Annotated in this window: 23 protein-coding genes; 19 read left to right on the top strand and 4 right to left on the bottom strand. The window is 44.7% G+C overall.

Going from position 1 to position 22,873, the window contains the following annotated elements; genetic code table 11:
- Positions 1-3: 3 nt before the first annotated feature.
- Positions 4-1,386: a cysteine--tRNA ligase gene (cysS, locus tag ASC49_RS06730; protein ID WP_055462461.1), complete on the top strand. Its 1,383-nt coding sequence runs from the start codon at positions 4-6 to the stop codon at positions 1,384-1,386.
- Between the two features lie 56 nt (positions 1,387-1,442).
- Here cysS and ASC49_RS06725 read toward each other — a convergent pair whose 3' ends face one another.
- On the bottom strand, positions 1,443-1,880 hold the full coding sequence (locus ASC49_RS06725; protein WP_055462460.1) for a universal stress protein: 438 nt from the start codon (positions 1,878-1,880) through the stop codon (positions 1,443-1,445).
- Between the two features lie 55 nt (positions 1,881-1,935).
- On the opposite strand from ASC49_RS06725, the gene ASC49_RS06720 reads away from it, so the two are divergent.
- Entirely contained in the window at positions 1,936-2,412 is a 477-nt protein-coding gene (locus tag ASC49_RS06720) for a hypothetical protein (RefSeq protein ID WP_055462459.1), read from the top strand.
- Here the strand turns inward: ASC49_RS06720 and ASC49_RS06715 are convergent.
- A complete protein-coding gene (locus ASC49_RS06715) occupies positions 2,409-3,176 on the bottom strand; it encodes a hypothetical protein (RefSeq protein ID WP_055462458.1) in 768 nt (255 codons plus the stop codon). The two genes, ASC49_RS06720 and ASC49_RS06715, sit on opposite strands and share 4 nt — an antisense overlap.
- A gap of 179 nt (positions 3,177-3,355) precedes the next feature.
- On the opposite strand from ASC49_RS06715, the gene topA reads away from it, so the two are divergent.
- From topA to ASC49_RS06700, 3 genes are read left to right on the top strand one after another with little or no spacing between them, the layout of a single operon-like run.
- Positions 3,356-5,983 (top strand): type I DNA topoisomerase, encoded by a 2,628-nt coding sequence (gene topA / locus ASC49_RS06710; protein ID WP_055462457.1) that lies wholly within the window; start codon positions 3,356-3,358, stop codon positions 5,981-5,983.
- A complete protein-coding gene (locus ASC49_RS06705) occupies positions 5,980-6,459 on the top strand; it encodes a DUF6586 family protein (RefSeq protein ID WP_055462456.1) in 480 nt (159 codons plus the stop codon). Before topA ends, ASC49_RS06705 begins: the two co-directional genes overlap by 4 nt.
- A 2-nt stretch (positions 6,460-6,461) precedes the next feature.
- A complete protein-coding gene (locus tag ASC49_RS06700; RefSeq protein ID WP_055462455.1) occupies positions 6,462-6,731 on the top strand; it encodes a hypothetical protein in 270 nt (89 codons plus the stop codon).
- A 79-nt stretch (positions 6,732-6,810) separates the two neighbouring features.
- Here ASC49_RS06700 and lexA read toward each other — a convergent pair whose 3' ends face one another.
- Positions 6,811-7,437, bottom strand: a complete 627-nt coding sequence (gene lexA / locus ASC49_RS06695; RefSeq protein ID WP_055462454.1) for a transcriptional repressor LexA — start codon at positions 7,435-7,437, stop codon at positions 6,811-6,813.
- A 70-nt stretch (positions 7,438-7,507) separates the two neighbouring features.
- Between lexA and dinG the strand changes: the two genes are divergently transcribed.
- The 14 genes from dinG (at position 7,508) to ASC49_RS06625 (ending at position 22,013) form a co-directional block, all read left to right on the top strand.
- Positions 7,508-9,631, top strand: a complete 2,124-nt coding sequence (gene dinG / locus ASC49_RS06690; protein ID WP_055462453.1) for an ATP-dependent DNA helicase DinG — start codon at positions 7,508-7,510, stop codon at positions 9,629-9,631.
- An 88-nt stretch (positions 9,632-9,719) separates the two neighbouring features.
- Positions 9,720-11,048 (top strand): DEAD/DEAH box helicase, encoded by a 1,329-nt coding sequence (locus tag ASC49_RS06685; protein ID WP_055462452.1) that lies wholly within the window; start codon positions 9,720-9,722, stop codon positions 11,046-11,048.
- A gap of 9 nt (positions 11,049-11,057) precedes the next feature.
- A complete protein-coding gene (locus tag ASC49_RS06680; RefSeq protein WP_055462451.1) occupies positions 11,058-12,476 on the top strand; it encodes a protein adenylyltransferase SelO in 1,419 nt (472 codons plus the stop codon).
- A 21-nt stretch (positions 12,477-12,497) separates the two neighbouring features.
- Positions 12,498-13,529: an NAD(P)H-dependent glycerol-3-phosphate dehydrogenase gene (locus ASC49_RS06675; protein WP_055462450.1), complete on the top strand. Its 1,032-nt coding sequence runs from the start codon at positions 12,498-12,500 to the stop codon at positions 13,527-13,529.
- A complete protein-coding gene (locus tag ASC49_RS06670; protein ID WP_055462449.1) occupies positions 13,522-13,803 on the top strand; it encodes a DUF4389 domain-containing protein in 282 nt (93 codons plus the stop codon). The genes ASC49_RS06675 and ASC49_RS06670 overlap by 8 nt, the downstream gene beginning before the upstream one ends.
- Entirely contained in the window at positions 13,793-14,272 is a 480-nt protein-coding gene (gene sixA / locus ASC49_RS06665) for a phosphohistidine phosphatase SixA (protein ID WP_407067171.1), read from the top strand. Before ASC49_RS06670 ends, sixA begins: the two co-directional genes overlap by 11 nt.
- A gap of 15 nt (positions 14,273-14,287) precedes the next feature.
- Entirely contained in the window at positions 14,288-15,148 is an 861-nt protein-coding gene (locus ASC49_RS06660) for an alpha/beta hydrolase (RefSeq protein ID WP_055462447.1), read from the top strand.
- Positions 15,149-15,173: 25 nt separating this feature from the next.
- Positions 15,174-15,971 carry a DUF4892 domain-containing protein gene (locus ASC49_RS06655; protein WP_055462446.1) on the top strand — a complete coding sequence of 266 codons (798 nt, stop codon included), beginning with the start codon at positions 15,174-15,176 and terminating at the stop codon, positions 15,969-15,971.
- Positions 15,972-15,986: 15 nt separating this feature from the next.
- Complete coding sequence (locus ASC49_RS06650) at positions 15,987-16,925, top strand: patatin-like phospholipase family protein (RefSeq protein ID WP_055462445.1); 939 nt, start codon at positions 15,987-15,989, stop codon at positions 16,923-16,925.
- A 74-nt stretch (positions 16,926-16,999) separates the two neighbouring features.
- Positions 17,000-17,749: an HlyD family secretion protein gene (locus tag ASC49_RS06645; RefSeq protein ID WP_055462444.1), complete on the top strand. Its 750-nt coding sequence runs from the start codon at positions 17,000-17,002 to the stop codon at positions 17,747-17,749.
- Between the two features lie 53 nt (positions 17,750-17,802).
- Entirely contained in the window at positions 17,803-18,711 is a 909-nt protein-coding gene (prmB, locus tag ASC49_RS06640) for a 50S ribosomal protein L3 N(5)-glutamine methyltransferase (RefSeq protein WP_055462443.1), read from the top strand.
- Positions 18,712-18,720: 9 nt separating this feature from the next.
- A complete protein-coding gene (aroC, locus tag ASC49_RS06635; RefSeq protein WP_055462442.1) occupies positions 18,721-19,821 on the top strand; it encodes a chorismate synthase in 1,101 nt (366 codons plus the stop codon).
- A gap of 77 nt (positions 19,822-19,898) precedes the next feature.
- Positions 19,899-20,453, top strand: coding sequence for an inosine/xanthosine triphosphatase (yjjX, locus tag ASC49_RS06630; RefSeq protein WP_055462441.1), 555 nt, complete (start codon positions 19,899-19,901; stop codon positions 20,451-20,453).
- 1,365 nt (positions 20,454-21,818) lie between these two features.
- Positions 21,819-22,013 carry a hypothetical protein gene (locus ASC49_RS06625; protein WP_055462440.1) on the top strand — a complete coding sequence of 65 codons (195 nt, stop codon included), beginning with the start codon at positions 21,819-21,821 and terminating at the stop codon, positions 22,011-22,013.
- A 19-nt stretch (positions 22,014-22,032) separates the two neighbouring features.
- On the opposite strand, the gene ASC49_RS06620 is transcribed toward ASC49_RS06625, so the two are convergent.
- Positions 22,033-22,803, bottom strand: a complete 771-nt coding sequence (locus tag ASC49_RS06620; protein WP_055462439.1) for a CLCA_X family protein — start codon at positions 22,801-22,803, stop codon at positions 22,033-22,035.
- Positions 22,804-22,873 lie beyond the last annotated feature (70 nt).

Genomic DNA, 22,873 nt, shown 5'->3' with positions numbered 1-22,873 from the left:
AGCATGTTAAAAGTGTTTAACACCATGACTGGCAAGAAAGAAGAATTCAAGCCGATCGAGGAAGGTAAAGTAAAAATGTACGTATGTGGCATTACAGTCTATGACTACTGCCACATCGGGCATGCACGCGCGATGATTTCATTTGATGTGATCACACGCTTCTTGCGTCACATTGGCTACGATTTGACATTTGTCCGTAACATCACTGACGTTGACGACAAGATTATTAAGCGTGCAGAAGAAAATGGTGAAACCACGGCGCAGCTTACTGAGCGTATGATTGCAGCCATGCATGAAGACGAAGTGGCGCTGGGTAACAAGTTTCCTGACTTGGAGCCAAAGGCCACTGAGTTTATGCAGCAGATCATCGATATGATTCAAGTGCTGGTAGACAAAGGCTTTGCTTACCAAGGCGAAAGCGGTGATGTGTATTACCGTGCCAGTAAGTTTGAAGAGTACGGTAAGCTAAACAACCGTAAGCTGGAAGAGATGCTAGCCGGTGCACGTATCGAAGTTGAAGCTTCCAAAGAGCACCCAGCAGATTTCGTGCTGTGGAAACCGGCGAAAGCGGGTGAGGTTTCTTGGGAGTCGCCATGGGGTAAAGGTCGTCCAGGCTGGCATATCGAGTGTTCTGCTATGTCTACTCACTGCCTTGGTAATCATTTTGATATTCATGGTGGTGGTCCAGACCTTAAATTTCCACACCATGAGAATGAAATCGCGCAGTCTGAAGCGGCGACAGGCGAGCAGTACGTAAACTACTGGATGCACTGTGGCGCGGTGCGCGTGAACAACGAGAAGATGTCTAAATCCTTGGGCAACTTCTTTACCATTCGTGAAGTGCTAGAGAAGTTTAACCCTGAAGTGGTGCGCTACTTGATGGTATCTAGTCAGTACCGCAGCAGTATCGATTATTCAGATGCAAGCTTGAAAGAAGCAAAAACAGCCTTAGAGCGTTTGTATACGGCGCTGCGCGGACAAGTGGTTGCTGAGAGTTATGTCGCGACAGAGTACACTTCGCGATTTGAAGACGCGATGCGTGATGATTTCAATACTCCAGTGGCACTTTCTGTCTTGTTTGAATTGGTGCGCGAACTTAATAAGGCGCGTGCTGAAGGAAGTGAACAGGCGGCAACCTTGGCAGCAGAATTAAAAGCTCTGGCTGAGTTAGTTGGTCTACTATCACAAGATCCCGAATACTTCATGCAAAACAGCACGGTAAACGACGGCTTGTCTGCACAAGCTATCGAAGATTATATTGCTGAGCGCGCTCAAGCCCGTAAAGATAAGAACTTTTCGCGCAGTGATGAAATTCGTGATTTATTGCTAGAGCAGGGCATTACTTTGCTTGATACACGTGAAGGAACAACCTGGACGCGTGGTTAATCGAGGCCTATAAAGAACAAAAAGGGAGGCTTTGCCTCCCTTTTATTTACTCAGAATTAGTGACTAGATTTAACGCGTACAGCTAATACATCACATGGCGCACCATGAAGGACGCCATTTGCTGTTGAACCTAGCAATAGCGCCAAACCGTGGCGCCCGTGGCTGCCAACAATGATCAGGTCAGCACGAAGTTCTTCTGCGACTCGGTGGATTTCACTCTCGATACCACCTTGAGTAACGATGGTAGATTCAACTGGTATATCCAGTTGGTCAACCAAAGCCGCCATGTGCTTGGTGGCTGTGGTTTGGAGTTGTTCTTGAATATCGCTTACATCGATCGGCACATCGCCGCCGTAAGCGTAGTTAAGTGACTCAATAACGTGGATGATGGTGAGCTGACCTTCAAAGGCCTTGCACATTGCCGCGGCCTTATTGGCAACCTCAATACTTTCGTCCGTTAAATCCACCGCTAAAACAATGCGTTGGTAGGGCATGGGATACCTCCTATGTTTGGGTTCCATTTTATTTCGACAACTTAAGAGTAATTCAATGACAGCTCTAATAGTAGTGTTTATTACCCTTTCCTTGATGGGGTCGGCATTATGGATTATGCCATCAAAGCGTGAACGCGAAAAAATGGCATTACGCATGTTGGCTAGAAAGCACAACATCACCGTTCAACTAACCTCGGTGGACCTACCCGACAAGTGGGATAAGATGACCACTAAAGAAAGTAATGTTTGTGCGTATCACAAATACCGGGAAAAAACGCTTAAAGACTTTACTGAAATTAAGCTTTACCCATACGAGGTATGGAAATACGAATCGATTTGCAAAGGGTGGTTCGCTAGTCAGCCATTTGCATTGAGTGAAGAGACTGCCAAACTGCTTGAAAAGCATCATGAGGTATTTGTTGCTATTGAAGTAACGCCAAGCAATGTGAGTTTGTTTTGGCGTGAAAAAGGCGACGATAGCGTTGTTGAAGACGCTAATGCGATCCTTAATGCACTGTTACAATTACGTTAAGGATTCTTTGCGTCAGATTTATCTTCTATTTCAAGTGTGTGCATAAACTCTGATAAAGCTTCTTCTGGGTTGTCAGAGTCTTGTATGGCCATGATTTGCGGAGCAATAATTTCTTTCATGCGATCGTCGACGAATTTCTCCAATTGCTTCTTTTCGGCTCGATCAATGTTGTTAGATTTTAAATGTGAGTGAATAACGCTGTAGAGAGTCTGAGCAACGCGTAGATCACCGGAATGGAAGTTTTTATTGGCTTGAACAATCTGACGATTAAGCTGAATCCAAAGATTTAGCCAACGCAAATAGGAATAGCATAGTTTGTAGTGGGTGTTGCTGATGCGCCCTTTGCGACGCATGTAAAGTAGCATTTTTGCGGCTTTTGTCAGGCGCTCTTTGTATTTGGTTTTCTCGTGAAAACTCATTTCGTCTGGTTCGAGATTGAGTTCGGCTGGTGCGTCTTCGCGCTCAGCTTCAGCTTTGGCTATGCGCGCTTCAATTTTCTCCGGATCATCAGAGTAGGAAATCAGTTCGCGAAGGTTTTCTAGATAGAAGTCGTAAAAGACATCGCTGACGATCATGTCGGTGTTTAATGTGCGCAACCCGATAATATGCTGCTCCATCCGGTCAGCACGATTTTGTAATTGTAGATATTTTAGGCGACGTTCTTTTAACTCTTGTTCTTTCTGGTGCGCGCGTGAGCCTATCACCACTGAAACCAGTACGATTATGAAAAGAATGACTATAGTTAGGATCTGAAGCGTAGCCATGATTGTCCTTTTTAAATGATTTCAGTATGTTAAAGGGCAAATGCTGGACTCGGCAATAGGAATGTTGCGAATCTATCAGGGATTGCTTGTCATATATTAGCGCTTTGCTTAATATCTGCGCCCCTAAAGTATTCTAAGCACGTTCATCTTTCAAAAGTAATTAAGGCTCGAACAACCCAATGGCTAAATCTCTGGTAATCGTGGAATCGCCAGCCAAGGCGAAAACTATTAACAAATATCTCGGCAACGATTATGTCGTGAAGTCGAGTGTTGGTCATATTCGAGATCTTCCTGCTGGTACGACCTCAACGTCTACACCACAAGAACGTGCTAAGCAGGCTGCTCTTACTCGTAAGATGAGCCCTGAAGAAAAAGCAGAATACAAACGTACCAAAGCTCGCAAGCAGCTAATTAACCGAATGGGGGTCGATCCAGAGCATAACTGGGACGCTCACTATGAGATTTTGCCAGGCAAAGAGAAAGTCGTAGAAGAACTACGTCGTTTAGCTAAAAACGCAGAAACCATCTATCTCGCAACCGACTTGGATAGAGAAGGGGAAGCCATTGCTTGGCACTTACGTGAGGCCATTGGTGGTGACGATACGCGCTACAAGCGGGTGGTGTTCAACGAAATCACCAAAAATGCTATCAAGTCAGCATTTGAAACCCCATCTGATCTCGACATGAACCGCGTTAATGCTCAGCAAGCCCGTCGTTTCCTAGACCGCGTTGTTGGCTTTATGGTGTCGCCATTGCTTTGGGCTAAAGTTGCCCGTGGCTTATCGGCAGGCCGTGTCCAGTCGGTTGCCGTTCGTCTAATTGTTGAACGTGAGAAAGAAATTCGTGCTTTTATTCCAGAAGAGTTTTGGGAATTAGATGCCAACCTTGCGACCCAAGATAAAGCTAATATCACTTTTGAAACGGCAAAGTATCAAGACAAAGAGTACCGACCAACCTCAAAGGCTCAATCAGATGAGCATGTGCAGCGAATTGAGAAGCTACCATTCAAAGTGGCTAGTCGTGAAGATAAACCTACTAAGTCAAAGCCATCTGCACCTTTTATCACTTCGACGCTGCAACAAGCCGCAAGTACGCGACTTGGGTTTGGTGTTAAGAAAACAATGATGTTAGCACAACGCTTGTACGAAGCGGGTTACATCACCTACATGCGTACTGACTCGACTAATTTGAGCCAAGAGGCGGTTGAGGCGGTTCGTGAGTATATTCAAAGTGCCTTTGGTGACGCCTATTTGCCAAAAGAGGCGCTGCGCTACTCAAGCAAAGAGGGGGCCCAAGAGGCCCATGAAGCAATTCGCCCTTCAAGTGTGGATGTGACGCAAAACATGCTGCAAGGCATGGATAAAGATGCGCATCGCTTGTATGACTTAATTCGTAATCAATTTATTGCCTGCCAGATGCCTCCAGCGGAGTATACCTCTACCACGATTACAGTTATGGCAGGTGAATACGAGTTACGAGCTAAAGGGCGTATCTTGCGTTTTGATGGTTACACTCGAGTCCTAACGCCAGTGGGTAAAAAGGCTGAAGATAGCATTTTGCCTGATGTTCAGCAGGGTGAGGAGCTGACTTTAATTAATCTAGACCCTGAGCAACATTTTACTAAGCCTGCCGCTCGTTACAGCGAAGCGAGCTTGGTAAAAGAGCTTGAGAAGCGAGGTATTGGTCGTCCGTCGACCTATGCGTCTATCATCTCAACCATTCAAGATCGAGGTTATGTGCGTGTCGAGAATCGCCGATTCTACGCCGAAAAAATGGGTGACATTGTCACCGATCGTCTTGTAGCAAGTTTTGATGACTTAATGAATTACAGCTTCACTGCGCAAATGGAGGAGAAGCTGGATGATATCGCGGAAGGTGAAAAGGACTGGATTAAGGTTCTTAACAGCTTCTATGAAGATTTTAGTCAGACCCTTAATCAAGCAGAAGCGGAAGAAGGTGGTATGGCTCCGAATGAGCCTACACCAACAGATATCCCATGTCCGACCTGTGGTCGTCCGATGCAGATTCGTACCGCGAGCACGGGGGTGTTCCTATCATGTTCTGGTTATGCCTTGCCGCCAAAAGAGCGTTGTAAAGCGACTATTAACTTGGTGAGTGGCGATGAGGCGGTTGCTGTTGATGATGAGGAAGGTGAATCTAAAGCTCTGATCAACAAGCATCGTTGTGGTATTTGTGGCTCTGCCATGGACAGCTATCTAGTTGACGAACATCGTAAGTTGCATGTGTGTGGTAACAATCCATCGTGTCCAGGTTACGAAGTTGAGCAAGGTGCATTTAAATTGAAGGGCTACGACGGTCCTGTCATTGAATGCGATAAGTGTGGCTCAGAGATGCAACTGAAAACCGGTCGCTTCGGTAAGTACTTCGGCTGTACAAACGAAGAGTGTAAAAATACTCGTAAGTTGCTGAAAAATGGTGAAGTGGCTCCGCCAAAAATGGATCCAGTGCCAATGCCTGACTTGGCTTGTCAGAAAGTTGAAGACCATTACGTGTTGCGTGATGGTGCAACGGGCTTATTCCTAGCGGCAAGCCAATTTCCACGTAAACGTGAGACACGTCCACCATTGGTGAAGGAATTGAAGCCTTACATGGATCAGATTGATCCTAAGTATCATTATTTCGATACGGCGCCAGTGCAAGACGATGAAGGTAACCCTACGGTTATTCGTTACAGTCGTAAGACCAAAGAGCAGTACATTATGACCGAAGTGGAAGGTAAGCCTACTGGCTGGAAGGCGTTCTACGAAGGTGGCAAATGGAAGATAGAGCACGGTAAGAAAAAATGAGTGGATCCAGTTTAGCGAGTATAACTAACCAACGTTTGGACGCTGCTCGTCGTTTGTTGTTGCAAAGCCAAGACGTAGAGAATGATTGGATGAGTGAAAGTCTTGAGTCATCAGCCTTGTTCCAATTGCGTAGTGGGCTCAATGGTTTGTTGCAAGAAGTAAAAACATCCTACAGTTTGCAGGGCACGCTAGATATTGATGCATTGATTGAATCTTGTCATGACAAAGGCATTAGTGTTCCGGTTCTGATAGAATTGTCGCAGCTAAAGGATAGCGGCCAGTCTTGGTTGACTCAGTTGTTCACTGCTTTCAGTGCGGTTTTACTATGCCAAGTAGGGCAAGTAGGGAATGCTAGCTACTCAGCTGGCACTGAGTTGATCGGTCGTGGAACCGATGCGGGAGCTTCCACAAAATTCATTTTGAACTCATTGACTGAGTTAGTCTTACGCTTTCGTGAAGACGCAGCAGAATATTAACAATGAAAGATACTTACTTAGAAATAGTAGAACTTGAAAATGGTGAAATCGTACTTCGGGCAGCTGGTGAAGACGATGATAAAACACCGATCGCAACGCTGACTATCTCTGACGACACCAAGGATTTTCTGAAAGATCGTTATTTTGAATTAGCCAAATGCATGTTCCATGCTGGCATCGATTTTGTTTACTCAGAAGATTTTGGTGATTTCGATGGGGCTGGTGAAACGGATGCGCACGATGAAGAGTTTATGCCGCGCATTTTACACTAAGGATTAGGTGTTGGCTCTAATGATAGAAAAGGCATGGTTTGATGCTTTCAAACCATGCCTTATTTCTTTAGTAATGAGCTTAAATGCCGCGACGGATAACACCAACAGATAAGCCTTCAATAGCGAAGTCTTCGCTTTCTAGGTCGACAATGATGTCGGAAAACTCTTCGTTTTCAGGGATCAAGCGTACTTCTCGACCTTTCTGTTCAAAGCGCTTAACGGTCACTTCGTCGCCGATACGAGCGACCACAATTTGACCGTTGCGAACAGTATGGGTTTTGTGAACGGCTAATAGATCTCCGTCTAGTATGCCTGCGTTTTTCATGCTCATGCCGTTAACCGAGAGCAGGTAATCAGCTTTCGGTGAGAACATCTCTGCAGCAATGCTGATACGTGAGTCAATGTTTTCCTGAGCTAGGATTGGATAGCCAGCCGCTACACGACCTACGATAGGCAAGGTGCCGTTTTCGTCATTTGCGCTGGAAGCGGGCTCTTGATCTACTAAACGAATGCCGCGGGAAGCGCCAGAAAGCATTTCAATCGCGCCCTTTTTGCACAGTGCCTTGAGGTGTTCTTCGGCAGCATTAGGCGAACGAAAGCCTAAGCGCGTAGCGATTTCAGCACGAGTGGGTGGGAAACCGGTTTCGATGATGAATTCGCGAATTGTCTCGAGTACATCAGACTGTCTTTTTGTTAATTTAATCATATGGCATCTGTTTGTTTATACAGTTACTGTTATTATATACAGCTAATCATTAATTGCTCAACTAAAATCCATGCTTTCAGACAAGATTAAAGAAAAAATCCAAACCGCCTACCGAGCTTACCTTGAAGCGAAAGGGCATAAGGCACGCGTGGGACAGCGTCATATGATCGCAACCATCGCTAGAACCCTTGGCAATATAAGACAAGGATCAGAAGGAGAGCGGCTTGGCGAGAAGCATGTTGCAGTGGTGGAGGCGGGAACAGGGACAGGTAAAACTCTGTCTTACTGCTTGTCAGCTATTCCTATTGCCAAGGACAAAGGTCTGAAGCTGGTTATCTCAACGGCTACGGTAGCATTGCAAGAGCAGATCTTGCATAAGGAGCTGCCAAGCCTTCTAGAGTATACTGATTACAGCTTTCGCTATACCTTAGCTAAAGGTCGTGGTCGGTATATGTGTTTAAACAATCTGGAAAGCTTCCTAAGTGCTGAAGAGCAAGCCACAGAGGACATGTTTGCCGGCTTATTTGAACAACACTTAGCAGCGGATGATGTGAATACTGCTCTTTACCAAGAGATGGATGATGCTATCCGTGAAGGAAAATGGGATGGCGATAAAGACAATTGGGAAGGCATCGTTCGCGAACAAGATTGGCGACGCCTGACAACGGATCATCAGCAATGCACTAATCGAAATTGTGCTAATTTCTCGGCTTGCCCCTTCTTTAAAGCGCGCGCGGAGCTGGAAACCGCAGATGTTATTGTGGCCAACCATGACTTAGTGTTAGCAGATTTGTCTTTGGGTGGTGGTGCTATTTTATCCGATCCAAAGGAAACCATTTATGTATTCGACGAAGGTCATCACCTACCAGATAAGGCAATTGGTCATTTTCGACATGAGGTGCGTTTACAGCAAAGCATTAGTTGGTTGAAACAGCTAGATAAAAATTTGATTAACTTGCGGCAAGAGCTGACTGAGGAGATCAGTACAACAGGTCAGATTTTGCTGAAAATCCCACAGCAAATTCAAAGTACCATCAATTTTATTCAGTATGTGCAGCAGGGGCTGGCTCCATTTATTCAAAACTTGGGCTTAGATCAAGAAACGCGTCAACATCGCTTTGAATTTGGTGTCATACCTGACGAGTTACGACAACTGGCCTACAGCTTGGCCATGTCTTACCAGAAGTTGTTTAACCAGATCGAGAACATTCAGGAAGAGTGCAAGAAAGTTAAACAAAACGAAGGCATGGGAATAAAAGAAGATACGGCAGAAAGCTGGCTTCCTATTCTTGGAGTGATTCTCGGACGTTTGGAAGCTTGTACAGAGTTGTGGAAATTGTATTCCACGCAAGATGACCAGAATTACCCACCTAATGCTCGCTGGTTAGTGGTCGTTGGGCAGGGCATGGAGCAAGATATTGAGCTGGGCGGTTCGCCCATTTTGGCCGCTCATACATTGCGCATGCAACTTTGGGATAAATGCTTTGGTGCAGTGGTGACCTCTGCGACATTGACGGCATTGAATGAGTTTCATCGCTTTAATATGCGCTCCGGCGTGCCTCGTGAAAGTGAATATCTACGCGTTATCAGTCCGTTTGATTTTGCTAATAAAGGCACGTTAGTCGTACCAGAAATGGAATCTGAACCGAATCATGCGGAGGCGCATACCAAAGAATTAATCAAGTATCTGAACGAAAAAATTGATACCAAACTAGGCTCATTAGTGCTGTTTTCTTCCCGTCGTCAGATGGAAGACGTGGCAGCAGGTCTTAAAGATGACTTAAAAGAAATTCTTTTAATGCAGGGTGAGCAATCCAAACGAATCATTCTAGATAGCCATAAAGATGCTATCGATGAGGAAAAGGGAAGTCTGCTCTTTGGTCTTGCAAGTTTTGCGGAAGGGGTGGATTTGCCAGGTAATTACCTGACGCGTGTCTACATTGCAAAAATCCCGTTTGCGGTCCCTGATGATCCCGTTGAAGCCACTTTAGCTGAGTGGATTCAAAAACGAGGCGGCAACCCATTTATGGAAATCACCATTCCGGATGCCTCTTTAAGATTGGTGCAAGCAACGGGACGTTTGTTGCGTAGTGAGAATGATAGCGGTGAAATTCACATCCTTGATAAGCGCTTGAAAACTAAACGTTACGGTGCTCAGCTAATCAACAGCTTGCCACCCTATAAACAGATTTAACAAACTAAAGGTGATAATAGTGAACCATTTAGGTACACTCTGAGCCTTGTTAATAAACATTCAATCAAAAGAGATTAAATACTCTCACATGGAAAAACAGCAAGAAGCCGCGCGCCCTGAATCAAAGGGACCTAAGCGCCAACGCAGACCCCGTCGTAAACACAACAAAAGCAGTGCTAACGCAACGGGAGCGAAAACTCCGGCTGCTGAACAGGAAAGTGATGAACTTTGGTCTATCCAAGACTTCAAAGTGCCAGAAGTAGAAGGAAAAGTTCGTTTCCACGACTTAAACCTTCCAGATCGTGTATTGAAAGCTATCCAGAAAATGGGCTTTGAATACTGCAGTGAAATTCAAGCAGCAACCTTACCCGCAACATTGCAAGGTTATGACCTAATTGGTCAAGCACAAACAGGTACTGGGAAAACAGCCGCTTTCTTAATCGCTATGATTAGTGATTTCTTAGACTACCCAGTTGAAGGTGAACGTCCGAATCATTTTCCTCGTGGCCTGATTATCGCTCCAACTCGTGAATTGGCTCTTCAAATTGCCGATGAAGCTGAGAAGCTGACGAAGTACACAAACCTCAATGTAGTGTCTTTAGTAGGCGGGATGGACTACGACAAACAGCGTAATCAGCTGGAAACAGAGATCGTTGATTTAGTTGTCGCAACGCCTGGTCGCTTACTGGATTTTGCGCGCAACAAGAAGGTTATGTTGAATAAAGTTGAGTGCGTCGTGCTAGATGAAGCTGATCGCATGCTTTCAATGGGCTTTATTCCTGATGTGAAAAGCATTATTCGTATGACGCCTCATAAAGAGCGTCGTCAAACAATGCTATTCAGCGCAACTTTCCCGAAAGATATTCAGGCTTTGGCCCGTCAGTGGACGTTCCATCCGCAAGAAGTGTCTGTCGTACCAAAAGAAACCACTAACAAAAACATTGATCAGGTGATTTACACCGTATCAGACGATCAGAAATGGCCGATTTTGAAAAAACTGATCGAAGAAAATGATTATCAGCGTACGATCATTTTCGCTAATCGTCGAGATGAAACACGTGACCTCAATGAAAAGCTGAAACAAGCAAACATTAACTGCGCCATGTTGTCTGGTGAAGTGTCACAAGATAAGCGTGTGAAAACGCTCTCGAAGTTCAAGGACGGCAGTATTCAGGTTTTAGTAGCGACTGATGTTGCTGGTCGTGGTATTCATGTGGATAACATTGATCTAGTTGTGAACTACACTTTGCCTGAAGATCCTGAAGATTACGTGCATCGCATCGGCCGTACTGGACGTGGCGGAGAAATGGGTAAATCCGTTAGTTTTGCTACGGAAAATGATTCTTTCATGATCCCTGAAATCGAGGCGACCATCGGCGCATCGATTCGTTGTGAATACGTACGCGACCAAGACTAACGAGGAAGCATGCTGCTACACCATCATTTTGCCGAGCTTGGCTATGAGTTTTATGCGCATACTCAAATTCAGCCTTTGCAAGCACAGCGTCTGGTTGAATTTAATGAGTCGCTAGCTCAGGAGCTTGGCATAGACTTCTCAGATGAGTTCGTGCAGCGACAGTTGAGCGGTCAAGAAGCAGTTGATGGTGCTTTAAGTATGGTTTATGCCGGTCATCAGTTTGGTGGTTTTACACCACGCTTGGGTGATGGTCGTGGTGTTCTGCTGGGAGAAGTGAAAGACAATCTAGGGGTGCTGCATGACTTGCATGTAAAAGGTGCAGGAAAAACGCCGTTTAGTCGTCAAGGTGATGGTCGCGCTGTGCTACGCTCTTCTATTCGCGAGTATTTTGCCAGTGAAGCTATGCATGGCTTAGGAATTCCCACTTCACGTGCGCTGGCGTTATACGACAGTACGCAAGCAGTCTACCGTGAGCGACCTGAAACTGGTGCTATGTTGATTCGAACGGCCAAAACGCATATTCGTTTTGGCCACTTTGAATACTTCTTTGCCCATAAGAAGTATGACGAATTGCAACAATTGATCGACTACACCCTAGATACCTATTTTTCCCATCTGAAAGAAGACGCTCAGCCCATTCAATCTATGTTGATCGAGATTGTTCAGCGAACCGCTCGTATGATTGCGAAATGGCAGTCTGTTGGTTTTCAGCATGGCGTTATGAACACGGATAACTTTTCGATTCTTGGCGAAACCATTGATTATGGACCATACGGTTTCATGGAAGATTTCAACGAGCGTTGGATTTGTAATCATTCTGATTACGAAGGCCGTTACGCCTTCCACCGTCAGCCAGGAATCGGTCTTTGGAATTTAAACTGTCTGATGTTTGCCTTTTCGAAGCATTTCTCACGGGAAGAATTGATCGAAATTCTGAAACATTACGAGCCTTGTCTTCAATCACACTACGATGAATTGATGGCGGAGAAGCTTGGTTTAGCAAACACGGTAGAACTAGAGCCATTGCTCGAACAGCTGTTTTCTTTACTGAGAAAGGAGCATGTTGACTTTACTATTTTCTTCCGCTTTTTGAGCCTTTTTGAAGCGGATAAGCCGGAATTTTTAATGGATGAAGTCGTAGATAGAAAAGCAATGGCGGATTGGCTCAACTACTATTGGTCTGTAAGAAATGACGGACGAGATCAACAAGCCGTCAGCAAACAGATGCAACGAGTGAATCCGAAATTTATTCTAAGAAATTATCTTGCTCATCAAGCAATTGAAGCGGCTGAGTCAGGTAATTACTTGCCGTTTAGACAGTTGCTCAAGGTACTAAGTAGTCCCTATGATGAGCATCCGGAAAGTGAAGCTTTAGCGAAGCGTGCTCCAGATTGGGGGCGTCATTTAGAAGTAAGCTGTTCTTCTTAACGATAAGGCATTGAAGAAACTATGGATAAGCAATCGGTTTGTGTATTAGGTGGCGGTAGTTTTGGCACCGCATTGGCAAACATTATGGCTAAAAATGGCCATCAGGTCAGCCAGTGGATGCGAAACGAAGAACAGGTCGAAGAGATCAATTTGACGGGGCTGAATAGCCGTTACCTACCTAATGCACCATTGCATCGTGAGCTTTTAGCGACCAGCAACTTAGAAGAAGCGATTCGTGCCAGTGATACGATTTTTGTATCCATCCCATCGAAGTCCTTTGAGCAGGTTGTTGAGCGTATTAAGCCATTGCTGACCGCGGATAAAATCCTGATCAGTACCACGAAGGGCTTTAACCCAAATCGCTTTGAGTTAATGAGCGACATTCTGCGCCGAAACGGTGTAACGGAACGCATTGGGGTGTTAAGTGGTCCAAACTTAGCCAAAGAAATTGCTGCAGGGCATTTGACTGGTTCAGTGATTGCGAGTAACGATGATGCGTTACGTGCAACAGTGATTGAGTTGTTGAAATCTCGTACCTTTAGAGTTTATGAAAATCGCGACAGTACTGGCGTAGAATTAGCCGGGGCATTGAAAAACATTTATGCCATTGTCTGTGGTTTAGCTAAGGCTATGAAGGTTGGCGAAAATACCATGGCGATGATTATGACGCGCAGCTTGGCTGAAATGAGCCGATTTGCCGTACATTTCGGTGCGAATCCAATGACATTTCTTGGGTTGGCGGGCATGGGGGATTTAATCGCAACCTGTACCTCACCGTTAAGTCGAAACTATCGAGTGGGCTTTGCTTTGGGCTCTGGTGAAGAACTAGAGAAAGCAGTGGGCTCCATTGGTGAAGTGGCAGAAGGTGTGAACACTTTGCGCATGGTGGTCGAAGAGGCCAATAAACACGGTCTTTATATGCCACTTGCCTCAGGTTTGTACAAACTGATTTTTGACAATGCGAGTTTGGATTCCTTGATCGGCAGTATGATGACTGGCGAGCAAAAATGGGATGTTGAATTCGCGACTGCTGGAGTAAATAGAAATGAGTAAACCTGGTTACGCTAATCAAGAATTTTGGATCAGAATGTTGTTTATGCTGGTCTACTGGGGTGTATTGAACATTGCTTTGACAGTGTTTGGCTTCCTAGTAATCATTGCAACATTGGTTCGTTTTGCTTCTAAGTCTGAAGTTTCATTGCTTGATCAGTGGGTATCATCAACTGGTACTTTCATCAAACAAACAATTTCTTTCTTGTCTTTCACGAAAGATGAAAAGCCATTCCCATTTCAGTCTTGGCCAGAAAGCGATGGTCGTGAAGACTAAGCGCTTATACATAATGCGCCATGGCCACGCTGAGCCGTTTGGTTACGACCAAGATGCTCAGCGGGCATTGACCGAGCAGGGCTACGATGAAGTTCGTAGCACTGCCGAGCAGTTCGCTGCGCTTAATGAAGATTTTGATGCCATTTTTGTGAGTCCATATTTACGGGCTCAACAAACTGCCAATGAGTTTATAAAAGTGTTGGGGACTAAGACATTGCCTCAAACCCTAGATAGCATTACCCCAAGTGGCAAAGAGTTGGATGTGGCTTTATGGCTGTACGATCTGCCCTATGATTCAATCTTGTTGGTGACACATCAGCCATTCGCTTATCAGTTAGTGGATATGCTGGCGGATCAACCGTTACCCGCTGTATTTCAGATGGAAACGGCCGCGATTGCAGCCCTTGAAGGGGAACTTTTTGCGACGGCATGTTGTCAATTTAGGTGGGCAATCTCTCCTAAACATTGATAGAAGTCTTTAATTATGTCCAATGAAACGGCATTTAATCTTGGCCATACAAAACTTGCCGCTAAGCAGTGGCTGTCGACGAATCACAATGCATTACGCTTAGTAATGTTGCATGGTTGGTTAGACAACGCTGCTTCATTTTCAAATCTTGCTTCACATCTTTCTGAGTACAATTTAACGGCTCTTGACCTAGCTGGTCACGGTTTATCTGATCATCGACCTGACGGTAGTTTTTATCATCTTTGGGATTATGCTTTAGATGTGATCAGTGTACTGAATACCTCTAATCAATCTGTTTGGCTTATAGGTCATAGCATGGGAGGAAGTGTTGCCATGTTGGTGGCGGCTTTAGTACCTGATAAAGTTCGCGGCCTGATTATTTTAGATAGCATGGGTCCAGCGACGGCGACACCGGAACAGCGTGTTACCACCATGCAACGTGCTATGCAAAAAATGCTTAAGAAACGTTCGGGGCACTTTTCACGTTATCCGAGCCAAGAAGATCTGATATATGCTCGTATGAAAGGTTTTACGGAGCTGTCCTATGCTGCCGCTAAACCCCTAGTAGAGCGAGGCTCTACGGTGGTCAACGGCGAATGGATCTGGCGCGCTGATTATAAGTTGTCTTTTCCTTCTCCATTTCGCATGGATGATGCCTCGGTTGAGGCGTTTATTCAGTCCATTAAATGCCCCACTATGGCTCTAGTAGCCAATCAAGGCATCTATATCCAACAGCAAGAATTGGTCAAAAATCGCGCTAAAGTCTTTCCATGGATTAAGCTAAAAAGGTTAGATGGTAATCATCATTTTCATCTAGAGCCGGAAACGGTGCCGTATGTAGCTATGGAAATTCGTCGATTTGTAGATCAGAACTAGGCTTTCAGCCTAAGGAGTAGTGGTTATGTTTCGATTTGCTGGTGTGGTCTTATCATCCTTATTAGCGTTCTGTGTACCGTCTTCGGCTTTTGCCGACGAAAAGGGATTTCCTGTTTTTCGCGGTGCTGAAATGATTAAAAGTGAACCGCTTGAAAACAGTTATATCGAGATTCCGTTGGCAAAAATCTATCGATCCGGTCGCGGCTGGGAGCCAGAAAAGGTAGAAACTGTTCAAGGTTCAACTATTCGCACCTTATACAAGATCGCTCGAAATGTGCCGATGTCGTCGGTCGAAAGCTTTTATCAGCAAGCAATTCAAGGTATTGAAGGGGATATCCTCTATAGCTGTCAAAGCCGTGCCTGTGGCAGCTCTAATGCCTGGGCCAATAATTTTTTTAATGACTATTTATTGTATGGCCCAGACTCGAGTCAGTCCCTTTGGGTGGTTAAAGATGCAAGCATGCATTACTGGGTAGTCTATTTGAATCGTCGTGGTGCTGGCGACGTGATGGTTCGTGTAGATGAAGTGATTCCAAAAGGTAGCGATGCAAAAATTGAGATTCTTGCGCAATTAGCTGCCACGGATGTGCCTCGAATTCGCCGTTTTCTAAATACCTTAGATAGTTATCAAGGTGTGGTTGCATTTGTGACCAGTGCCGCAGATGAGCGTAGTGCTATTGATGTGGGTGATGCGTATATCGAGGAAATTCGTTTAGGATTAAATCCTGACGAACGAGCAGCAATACGTTTTATCAATTTAGCCAATATGGGCAATACCAATTATGGCGAGCATCGTGTTATTTTTGTACGCAACGTAAACTAATCTAAGCGTACAAATATGCCACAGAAAACTGTTTCATTAGTGCTGGGGAGCGGCGCCGCTCGTGGGCATGCCCACATTGGCGTGATTAATGCCGTTCAAGAACAAGGCTATAAAATTGTTTCGATCTCAGGTTGCTCAATTGGAGCCATTATTGGTGGCGTCTTCTTGTGCGGTAAACTGCCGGAATATCAAAAATGGGCTGAACAACTAGATCGGCTTAACGTATTAAAACTGTTGGATATGGCCGTATTGATGGGGGGCTATATCCGCGGAGATCGATACTTTCAATTTATTGAAGAGCTAATAGGCGACCAAGTCCGTATCGAGGACTTATCTCTGCCTTATACCGCTGTTGGTGTCGATATTCTGAGTCAAAAAGAGTTCTGGCTTCAAAATGGCCTTTTGTTGCCAGCCATGCGAGCTTCTTCTGCCGTACCATCTATCGTTAACCCAGTACAAGTGGGCCAGCGAGTTTATGTCGATGGCGGCGTCCTCAATCCTTTGCCCATTATCCCAACTATCTCTGCAGGTGCTGATTACATCATTGCCGTAGATTTAAATGGACCGGCTCGTAATACCAGCCCACATCCATTTGTTGAGTCAGTCAAAGAAGAATCTGAATGGTGGCGTGGGGTAAAAGACTTCTTTGGTCGGGTCAAAAGTGAAGCGGATGATGAATCTATTGAGCCAGAAACCCGTTATAACACGCAAAGCTGGGGGCGTATTCAAACGATTAACATGATGTTTGAAACTATGCAGGAGTCCCTAACTCAATACAAAGTGGCAGGCTATCCTCCCGATCTACTTATCTCAATCCCCAAAGATGCATGCAGTTTTTATGAGTTTTGGCGGTCTAAAGAGTTGATTGATTTAGGTTACCAAGTCACTAGCGAAGCCCTTGCGCAACTCAATGATAGTGAGCGTCAGCTTTACTCTTTTCCAGGCGGCCACTAAGGTGGGAAATAAAAGATAAATAGCGTAAACTGCATATCTATATTTTCAATTAAATTATTGAGGTCGATACAACAATGGCTCGTAAAGCGAACATTGCTAAAGAAGAAATCATCGAAGCGTGTTGGAAGTTAATTGAAAACAATACCTTTCCTAATATCCCGCGATTAAGCCAGTTCTTTAAAGATCTGGATGGCCGAGGCTGTTCGAACACAACATTACTCAACGCCATTAATGAATGGGAAGAGGCATACCGCGAATATCAAGAAAGTGAAGTGAAGGATGTTGCCGAGCATCTTTCACCAAGTTTTAAACGATTCGAACGAGATATTGTGCAATCGCTTTCCGTATTGTTAGATGAAAAGGTCCACGCTTTTGAAGCTCAAATGAGTTTGCGCAAAGAGGCCCTTGAGGGAAGAAATGATTCGCTTTCGACGGCTTATATTGAGTCCGAAGCTCAATTGGAAAAGGTTCTACTCGAATTAGATACTGCAAAAGCCAATGAGACCGTACTGCAAGCCCAGCAACAGCAGCTGAGCGAACGACTGGAACATACTTTAGTTCGAAATCGAGTCTTGGAAAACGAACTGGCTGACAGTGCCCGTAAATTACAAGAAGCCGACACGCAACTGAGCCAAGCACAGGTTGATCTAGCAAAACAAGACCAAACGATTGTCATGCTCAATGACGCGTTAACCAACGCGCAGCAGCAGATAAAACAGTTACAGCAGCAGAGCAATAGTCAATACGAACAATTATTAACCAATGCATTGAGTGATTTGCAGGATTTAGCAAAAACTTTAAAGACGAGTAAATTGGATTCGTAGAGTCTACGGGGCTTTGCCGCTATAATGACCCCTTTGAATTAAGATAAAGTTTCATGAGCCGACATCAATCAGCAATACGCGACTTACAGACGATCCAAGACTACATTCGTTGGACCTATTCGCGCTTTCGTAATTCCGATATCTTTTACGGCCACGGTACCGACAATGCTTGGGATGAGGCGGTACAACTTGTCTTAGGTTCTTTGTCTCTACCCTTGGACTTTCCTAAAGAACATTTGGACAGTCGTTTAACCTATAACGAGAAGAAACGCATTCTTAAGTTTGTTGATTTACGAATCAACAAAAGAGAACCTCTACCATACTTATTGGGCGAGGCTTGGTTTATGGGTTTACCATTTAAGGTTACCAAAGACACCTTGATTCCGCGTTCACCAATCATGGCGTTGATTGAAAGCGAGTTTCAACCTTGGTTGCAGAATTACCCATTAAACATCTTGGACATGTGTACAGGCAGTGGCTGTCTAGGCATCGCTGCGGCGTTAACTTTTGAAGAAGCGAAAGTAGATATTACCGATGTTAGTGAGGCAGCGCTTGCCGTGGCGGAGCAAAACATTGTTCTACACGAGGTTCAAGATCGAGTGACAGCGATTCACTCAGACATGTTCCAAGGTCTTGCAGGTAAACAATACGATTTAATTATTTGCAATCCGCCGTATGTGGATGCATGTGATTACAACACAGCACCAGAAGAATTTCATAATGAGCCGCGAATTGCACTGACTTCTGGTGAAGATGGGTTAGATTTTACCCGTGCGTTCCTAGCGCAGGCTGCAGATTACCTACACGATAACGGTATTGTGGTATACGAAGTCGGTAATTCTGAAGTGGCACTACAAGAAGCTTATCCTGACACACCATTTATGTGGGTGGAGCTAGAGAACGGCGGCAATGGCGTCTTTGTACTCACTAAAGACGAACTAAAGACATTACAAGAAGAGTAATCTAGAACGATGGCTGGCAATACATTTGGTACATTATTCACGGTCACCACTTTTGGTGAAAGTCACGGTTTAGCGTTAGGAGCCATTGTTGATGGTTGTCCTCCTGGTTTGGAATTAACCGAAGCCGATATTCAGCGCGATCTGGATTTACGTAAACCAGGTACATCTAAGCATACAACTCAGCGCCGCGAACCTGATGAAGTGGAAATTTTATCGGGTGTATTCGAAGGCAAGACGACTGGAACACCAATTGGTTTATTGATTCGTAACACTGATCAGCGTTCCAAAGATTACGGCAATATCAAAGACACTTTCCGCCCAGCACACGCGGACTATGTGTACGATCAAAAGTTTGGCTTCCGCGATTACCGTGGTGGTGGTCGTTCCTCTGCACGTGAAACGGCCATGCGTGTGGCAGCCGGAGCGATTGCAAAGAAATGGCTAAAACAGCGTTACGGCATTGAAATTCAAGGTTTCTTGTCACAACTGGGCCCAATCAAGCTTGAAGTAAAAGACTTGAGCCAAGTCTACGAGAACTCGTTCTTTAGCCCAGACCCAGATGCGATTCCAGCATTGGAAGAATACATGACGAACCTTCGACGTGAAGGGGATTCAGTAGGCGCAAAAATCACGGTAATCGCGAAAAACGTGATGCCAGGATTAGGGGAGCCGGTATTTGACCGACTCGATGCCGATATTGCCAAAGCTATGATGGGCATCAACGCCGTTAAAGGCGTGGAAATCGGTGATGGCTTTGATGTGATTGAGCAAAAAGGCAGCGAACACCGAGATGAAATGACACCAGAAGGCTTCCTAAGCAACCATGCAGGCGGTGTGGTAGGTGGCATGTCTTCGGGACAAGATATCGTAGTACACATGGCACTAAAACCTACTTCAAGTATCACGGTGCCGGGTAAGAGTATCGATCGCCAAGGTAACTCAATCGATGTGATTACCAAAGGTCGCCATGATCCTTGCGTGGGTATTCGCGCAACGCCGATTGCGGAAGCTATGTTGGCATTGACGCTGATTGACCATCTATTACGTAACCGTGGTCAAAATGCTGACGTGCAATGCACCACGCCGGTGATTAAGGCGCAAGCAGAATAATCCCAATCGTTTTAACAAAAGGTCGCTTTGCGGCCTTTTTTTATTTTTGAATAATTAAGATAAGAAATGGAGTAAGCATGACAACTCAAGTCATTCGTATCCTAGTTGCATCTACGAATCCAGTAAAACGTAATGCTGCGCTGAAAGCCTTTGAAAAGGTGTTTCCTGATCGTGTTGTCCAATGTGAAGTGCAGGCTGCGCACTCAGGCGTTGCGGATCAGCCTATGAACGAAGCGGATACCAAACTTGGTGCCTACAATCGCGTCAACTACTGTGCACAGAAAGATGTTCGGCAAGAGTATGATTTCTACGTAGCCATGGAAGGGGGCGTTGATCACTTTGATGACGGTGCCGCAACCTTTGCTTACATGGTAATACGTCACGTTAATGGGCCAATTTACAGTGGACGCAGTGCTAATCTTCCGTTGCCGCCATCGGTCTATACTCGTCTTGAACATGGTGAAGAACTAGCACATGTAATGGACGATATTTTCAATGAGCACAATATCCGTCAAAAAGGCGGGGCCATCGGTATTCTAACTAATCACTTAGAGACCCGAGAAAGTGTCTACACCCAAGCATTAATACTTGCTCTCGCTCCCTTTATTCACAGTGAGCTTTACGCCTCTTGAACGATAGTAAAAAGTCGAAAAATCGACATGCCCAGAAAATATTGTTTGGGCACTTTGTTTAGATGATCAGCGAATAGCCGTATCCTTGATAAAGATCATGGGAGGGCGCGGCTGGGTACATTTAATGGTCGTCGAATTCCTGATACTGAATCTTATTTACGTATCATGTCTGCGTTAACGGCGCTACGCAAGTTGGATTAGCCGCACCTGAGCTACGTATCATTCATTAGATGAAATTTGTACGGTGCCAAGTGCTGTTGTAAATGCGACTTACAGCCAGCACCCAAACATGATCGTTCAAAAACATCGCTTGGGTGATCGTCAAGTACAGGTGTTATTAAGCAGTATCTAGTTAAAACAGCGGTGATGATTGACGATGTAATTTCCAGTGGGCAAAGCATTTTAAACGAGAGACTAGCTACGCAAACTGAAACGTTTTGCGCAGCGGTATAATCGATGAGCGATCAGACAATTATTGTCAGAATAATGCTGAACATTAAAATATGGTGAAGATGTATCAATAAGCCCAATTGAATCACTGGAGATAGGTCTACTATTTCCGATAAATGTTATTATCGGAAATAGTGAAATATCTAGAATTAGCACCTTTTTAGCGTAAATTTAATTGTGTTAGAAATTTCCAATGACGCTGGCATGTCATCTTGTATGCAACTGTTGCTCGTGAAAGAAATCTTCTCACTTATATACCATGTAGCGCCCGCGTAGCTCCAAACAGTCATTCTAATTACAGGACAAAACATAGATTCAATTGATGATCTATCTAATAACCTTCTGCGTGAACTTCCTAAACATAAGTGACATCACTGCACTAGAATTGTTGTTTCCTAACCGTGCCATGCGCCTATAAGCATCCCGCGGTAAATATGCTACTTAGTCCGAATAATGGCCATTGAAGGTTGATTATCCGTTTAAAGCTTATCTAATCGCTGGCGATATAATTCCGAGTTCTCTAATGCCACATCGAAACTATTTTGGTGAAAAATCCAGCAATGAATAAATCATTTTGTAATCACCAATATTTGATCAAACACTATTTCACTGATCCTTGTTTATTTCTTAATCATTAAATTGACAAACCGTTACAAAAACGGCTCAATGAGTAAGTCCTCAGAGACATTTCATTTATCACAAACGCACTATTGGAGGCCGTTATGATTAGCATGCATCAAACCATGACAACATCTATCAATACGCCTCGAATTTATGTCCGAAAAGCCAATTGGGCCTTGGGCATTCGCGTTTAGTGTTGTTATTGACATTGATCGCGAGAATTTACGCGGTCAATTCGGTTCTTCAAGTTTTTCCTCGTAAGTTCTCATGATCACCCTTTAGTGGAGATAGATTATGAGCTTTATTGCACTTTTAAACCTAGCAAAAGACTACTTTGAACAACGTCGTTTAAATCAGACCTTCGGTCATTTAGAAAACCACATTTTGCGTGATATTGGTTTTGTGCGCACAGATGTTGGCATTCGTCCGCTTAACCCTGTCGCTTCAGAGCAGAGTCCTCCGCCTGAGAGGCCTTTGAAAGACAGTTAATGAGCCGTTGGAAACTGGCTTAGGAAATACCAGTGGCTTGGTTTGCCAGTTTCCTTTGTTCTCGATGCAATGCATCGCCAAGCAATGAAAAATACTGCTGAAACATCTCATTGATCAATAAGCGTTGTTCACCCTTAGGGTATAAGCCAAGCTTCGCCTCGTCCGAGTCTAAGGTCCCCCGCACTAAAAAACGGCTGTTTGGAACGCTGTCTTCGATAAACGCTTCGAATGCTCGCGCGCACATTTCTTCAGGTTTGGAATAATACAAGGTATTAAGCCGCTCATCCGTTTTCTGCGAGGCAATAAATAACTCACTGGGGTGTTTTCCATCCGGCGATAACAGAATGGTTTCATAGCATTGCGCTAGCAAGGTATTTAATGTGTGTGGCCCGTAGGGATAGTCGTTAAGCCATAATTTCGAAGCAAATGCCATGCGATCAGCAATAGGAAACATTTTCTCCCCCATGTAGTGATCGAAAGCATGAAACCACTCATGTGCCAAACTACCCGCTCCTGCATTTTTGGCAAGTGATAACTTTCTAATTGCTGGAATGTAATGTGCTGATATGCCTGGGCGCCCTCCTTTGCCGTATTGCAGGCCAAGACTTCCCCTTAAAGAAATTAGCGTTTCAGGTGAATTAAGCACCTTCATTAAATCCATCAGCGCATTGTAGAAATTCAGCGCGGCTCGGTTTCTTTCTTCTACGGTTACCCATTGGCCCATTTCAATACTCTTGAAATCGAATTGGCGTCGAATAGTGACAAAATTAGGTGGGCCAGAGAGCGTCATCGGGTATGAAATCTTACATTAATAATTTTAGGTCAGCTTAATCGAACCACTATGTGGCAAACTAAACGCT

The organism is Marinomonas fungiae, from assembly GCF_001418205.1.
GTDB lineage: Bacteria > Pseudomonadota > Gammaproteobacteria > Pseudomonadales > Marinomonadaceae > Marinomonas > Marinomonas fungiae.
This window is presented reverse-complemented; position numbering and strand designations above follow the sequence as displayed.

Bases quoted from the DNA above. Each gene is read 5' to 3' on its own strand.
- cysS (WP_055462461.1), top strand. From the start codon at position 4: ATGTTAAAAGTGTTTAACACCATGACTGGCAAGAAAGAAGAATTCAAG.
- ASC49_RS06725 (WP_055462460.1), bottom strand. From the start codon at position 1,880: ATGCCCTACCAACGCATTGTTTTAGCGGTGGATTTAACGGACGAAAGT.
- ASC49_RS06720 (WP_055462459.1), top strand. From the start codon at position 1,936: ATGACAGCTCTAATAGTAGTGTTTATTACCCTTTCCTTGATGGGGTCG.
- ASC49_RS06715 (WP_055462458.1), bottom strand. From the start codon at position 3,176: ATGGCTACGCTTCAGATCCTAACTATAGTCATTCTTTTCATAATCGTA.
- topA (WP_055462457.1), top strand. From the start codon at position 3,356: ATGGCTAAATCTCTGGTAATCGTGGAATCGCCAGCCAAGGCGAAAACT.
- ASC49_RS06705 (WP_055462456.1), top strand. From the start codon at position 5,980: ATGAGTGGATCCAGTTTAGCGAGTATAACTAACCAACGTTTGGACGCT.
- ASC49_RS06700 (WP_055462455.1), top strand. From the start codon at position 6,462: ATGAAAGATACTTACTTAGAAATAGTAGAACTTGAAAATGGTGAAATC.
- lexA (WP_055462454.1), bottom strand. From the start codon at position 7,437: ATGATTAAATTAACAAAAAGACAGTCTGATGTACTCGAGACAATTCGC.
- dinG (WP_055462453.1), top strand. From the start codon at position 7,508: ATGCTTTCAGACAAGATTAAAGAAAAAATCCAAACCGCCTACCGAGCT.
- ASC49_RS06685 (WP_055462452.1), top strand. From the start codon at position 9,720: ATGGAAAAACAGCAAGAAGCCGCGCGCCCTGAATCAAAGGGACCTAAG.
- ASC49_RS06680 (WP_055462451.1), top strand. From the start codon at position 11,058: ATGCTGCTACACCATCATTTTGCCGAGCTTGGCTATGAGTTTTATGCG.
- ASC49_RS06675 (WP_055462450.1), top strand. From the start codon at position 12,498: ATGGATAAGCAATCGGTTTGTGTATTAGGTGGCGGTAGTTTTGGCACC.
- ASC49_RS06670 (WP_055462449.1), top strand. From the start codon at position 13,522: ATGAGTAAACCTGGTTACGCTAATCAAGAATTTTGGATCAGAATGTTG.
- ASC49_RS06660 (WP_055462447.1), top strand. From the start codon at position 14,288: ATGTCCAATGAAACGGCATTTAATCTTGGCCATACAAAACTTGCCGCT.
- ASC49_RS06655 (WP_055462446.1), top strand. From the start codon at position 15,174: ATGTTTCGATTTGCTGGTGTGGTCTTATCATCCTTATTAGCGTTCTGT.
- ASC49_RS06650 (WP_055462445.1), top strand. From the start codon at position 15,987: ATGCCACAGAAAACTGTTTCATTAGTGCTGGGGAGCGGCGCCGCTCGT.
- ASC49_RS06645 (WP_055462444.1), top strand. From the start codon at position 17,000: ATGGCTCGTAAAGCGAACATTGCTAAAGAAGAAATCATCGAAGCGTGT.
- prmB (WP_055462443.1), top strand. From the start codon at position 17,803: ATGAGCCGACATCAATCAGCAATACGCGACTTACAGACGATCCAAGAC.
- aroC (WP_055462442.1), top strand. From the start codon at position 18,721: ATGGCTGGCAATACATTTGGTACATTATTCACGGTCACCACTTTTGGT.
- yjjX (WP_055462441.1), top strand. From the start codon at position 19,899: ATGACAACTCAAGTCATTCGTATCCTAGTTGCATCTACGAATCCAGTA.
- ASC49_RS06625 (WP_055462440.1), top strand. From the start codon at position 21,819: ATGAGCTTTATTGCACTTTTAAACCTAGCAAAAGACTACTTTGAACAA.
- ASC49_RS06620 (WP_055462439.1), bottom strand. From the start codon at position 22,803: ATGACGCTCTCTGGCCCACCTAATTTTGTCACTATTCGACGCCAATTC.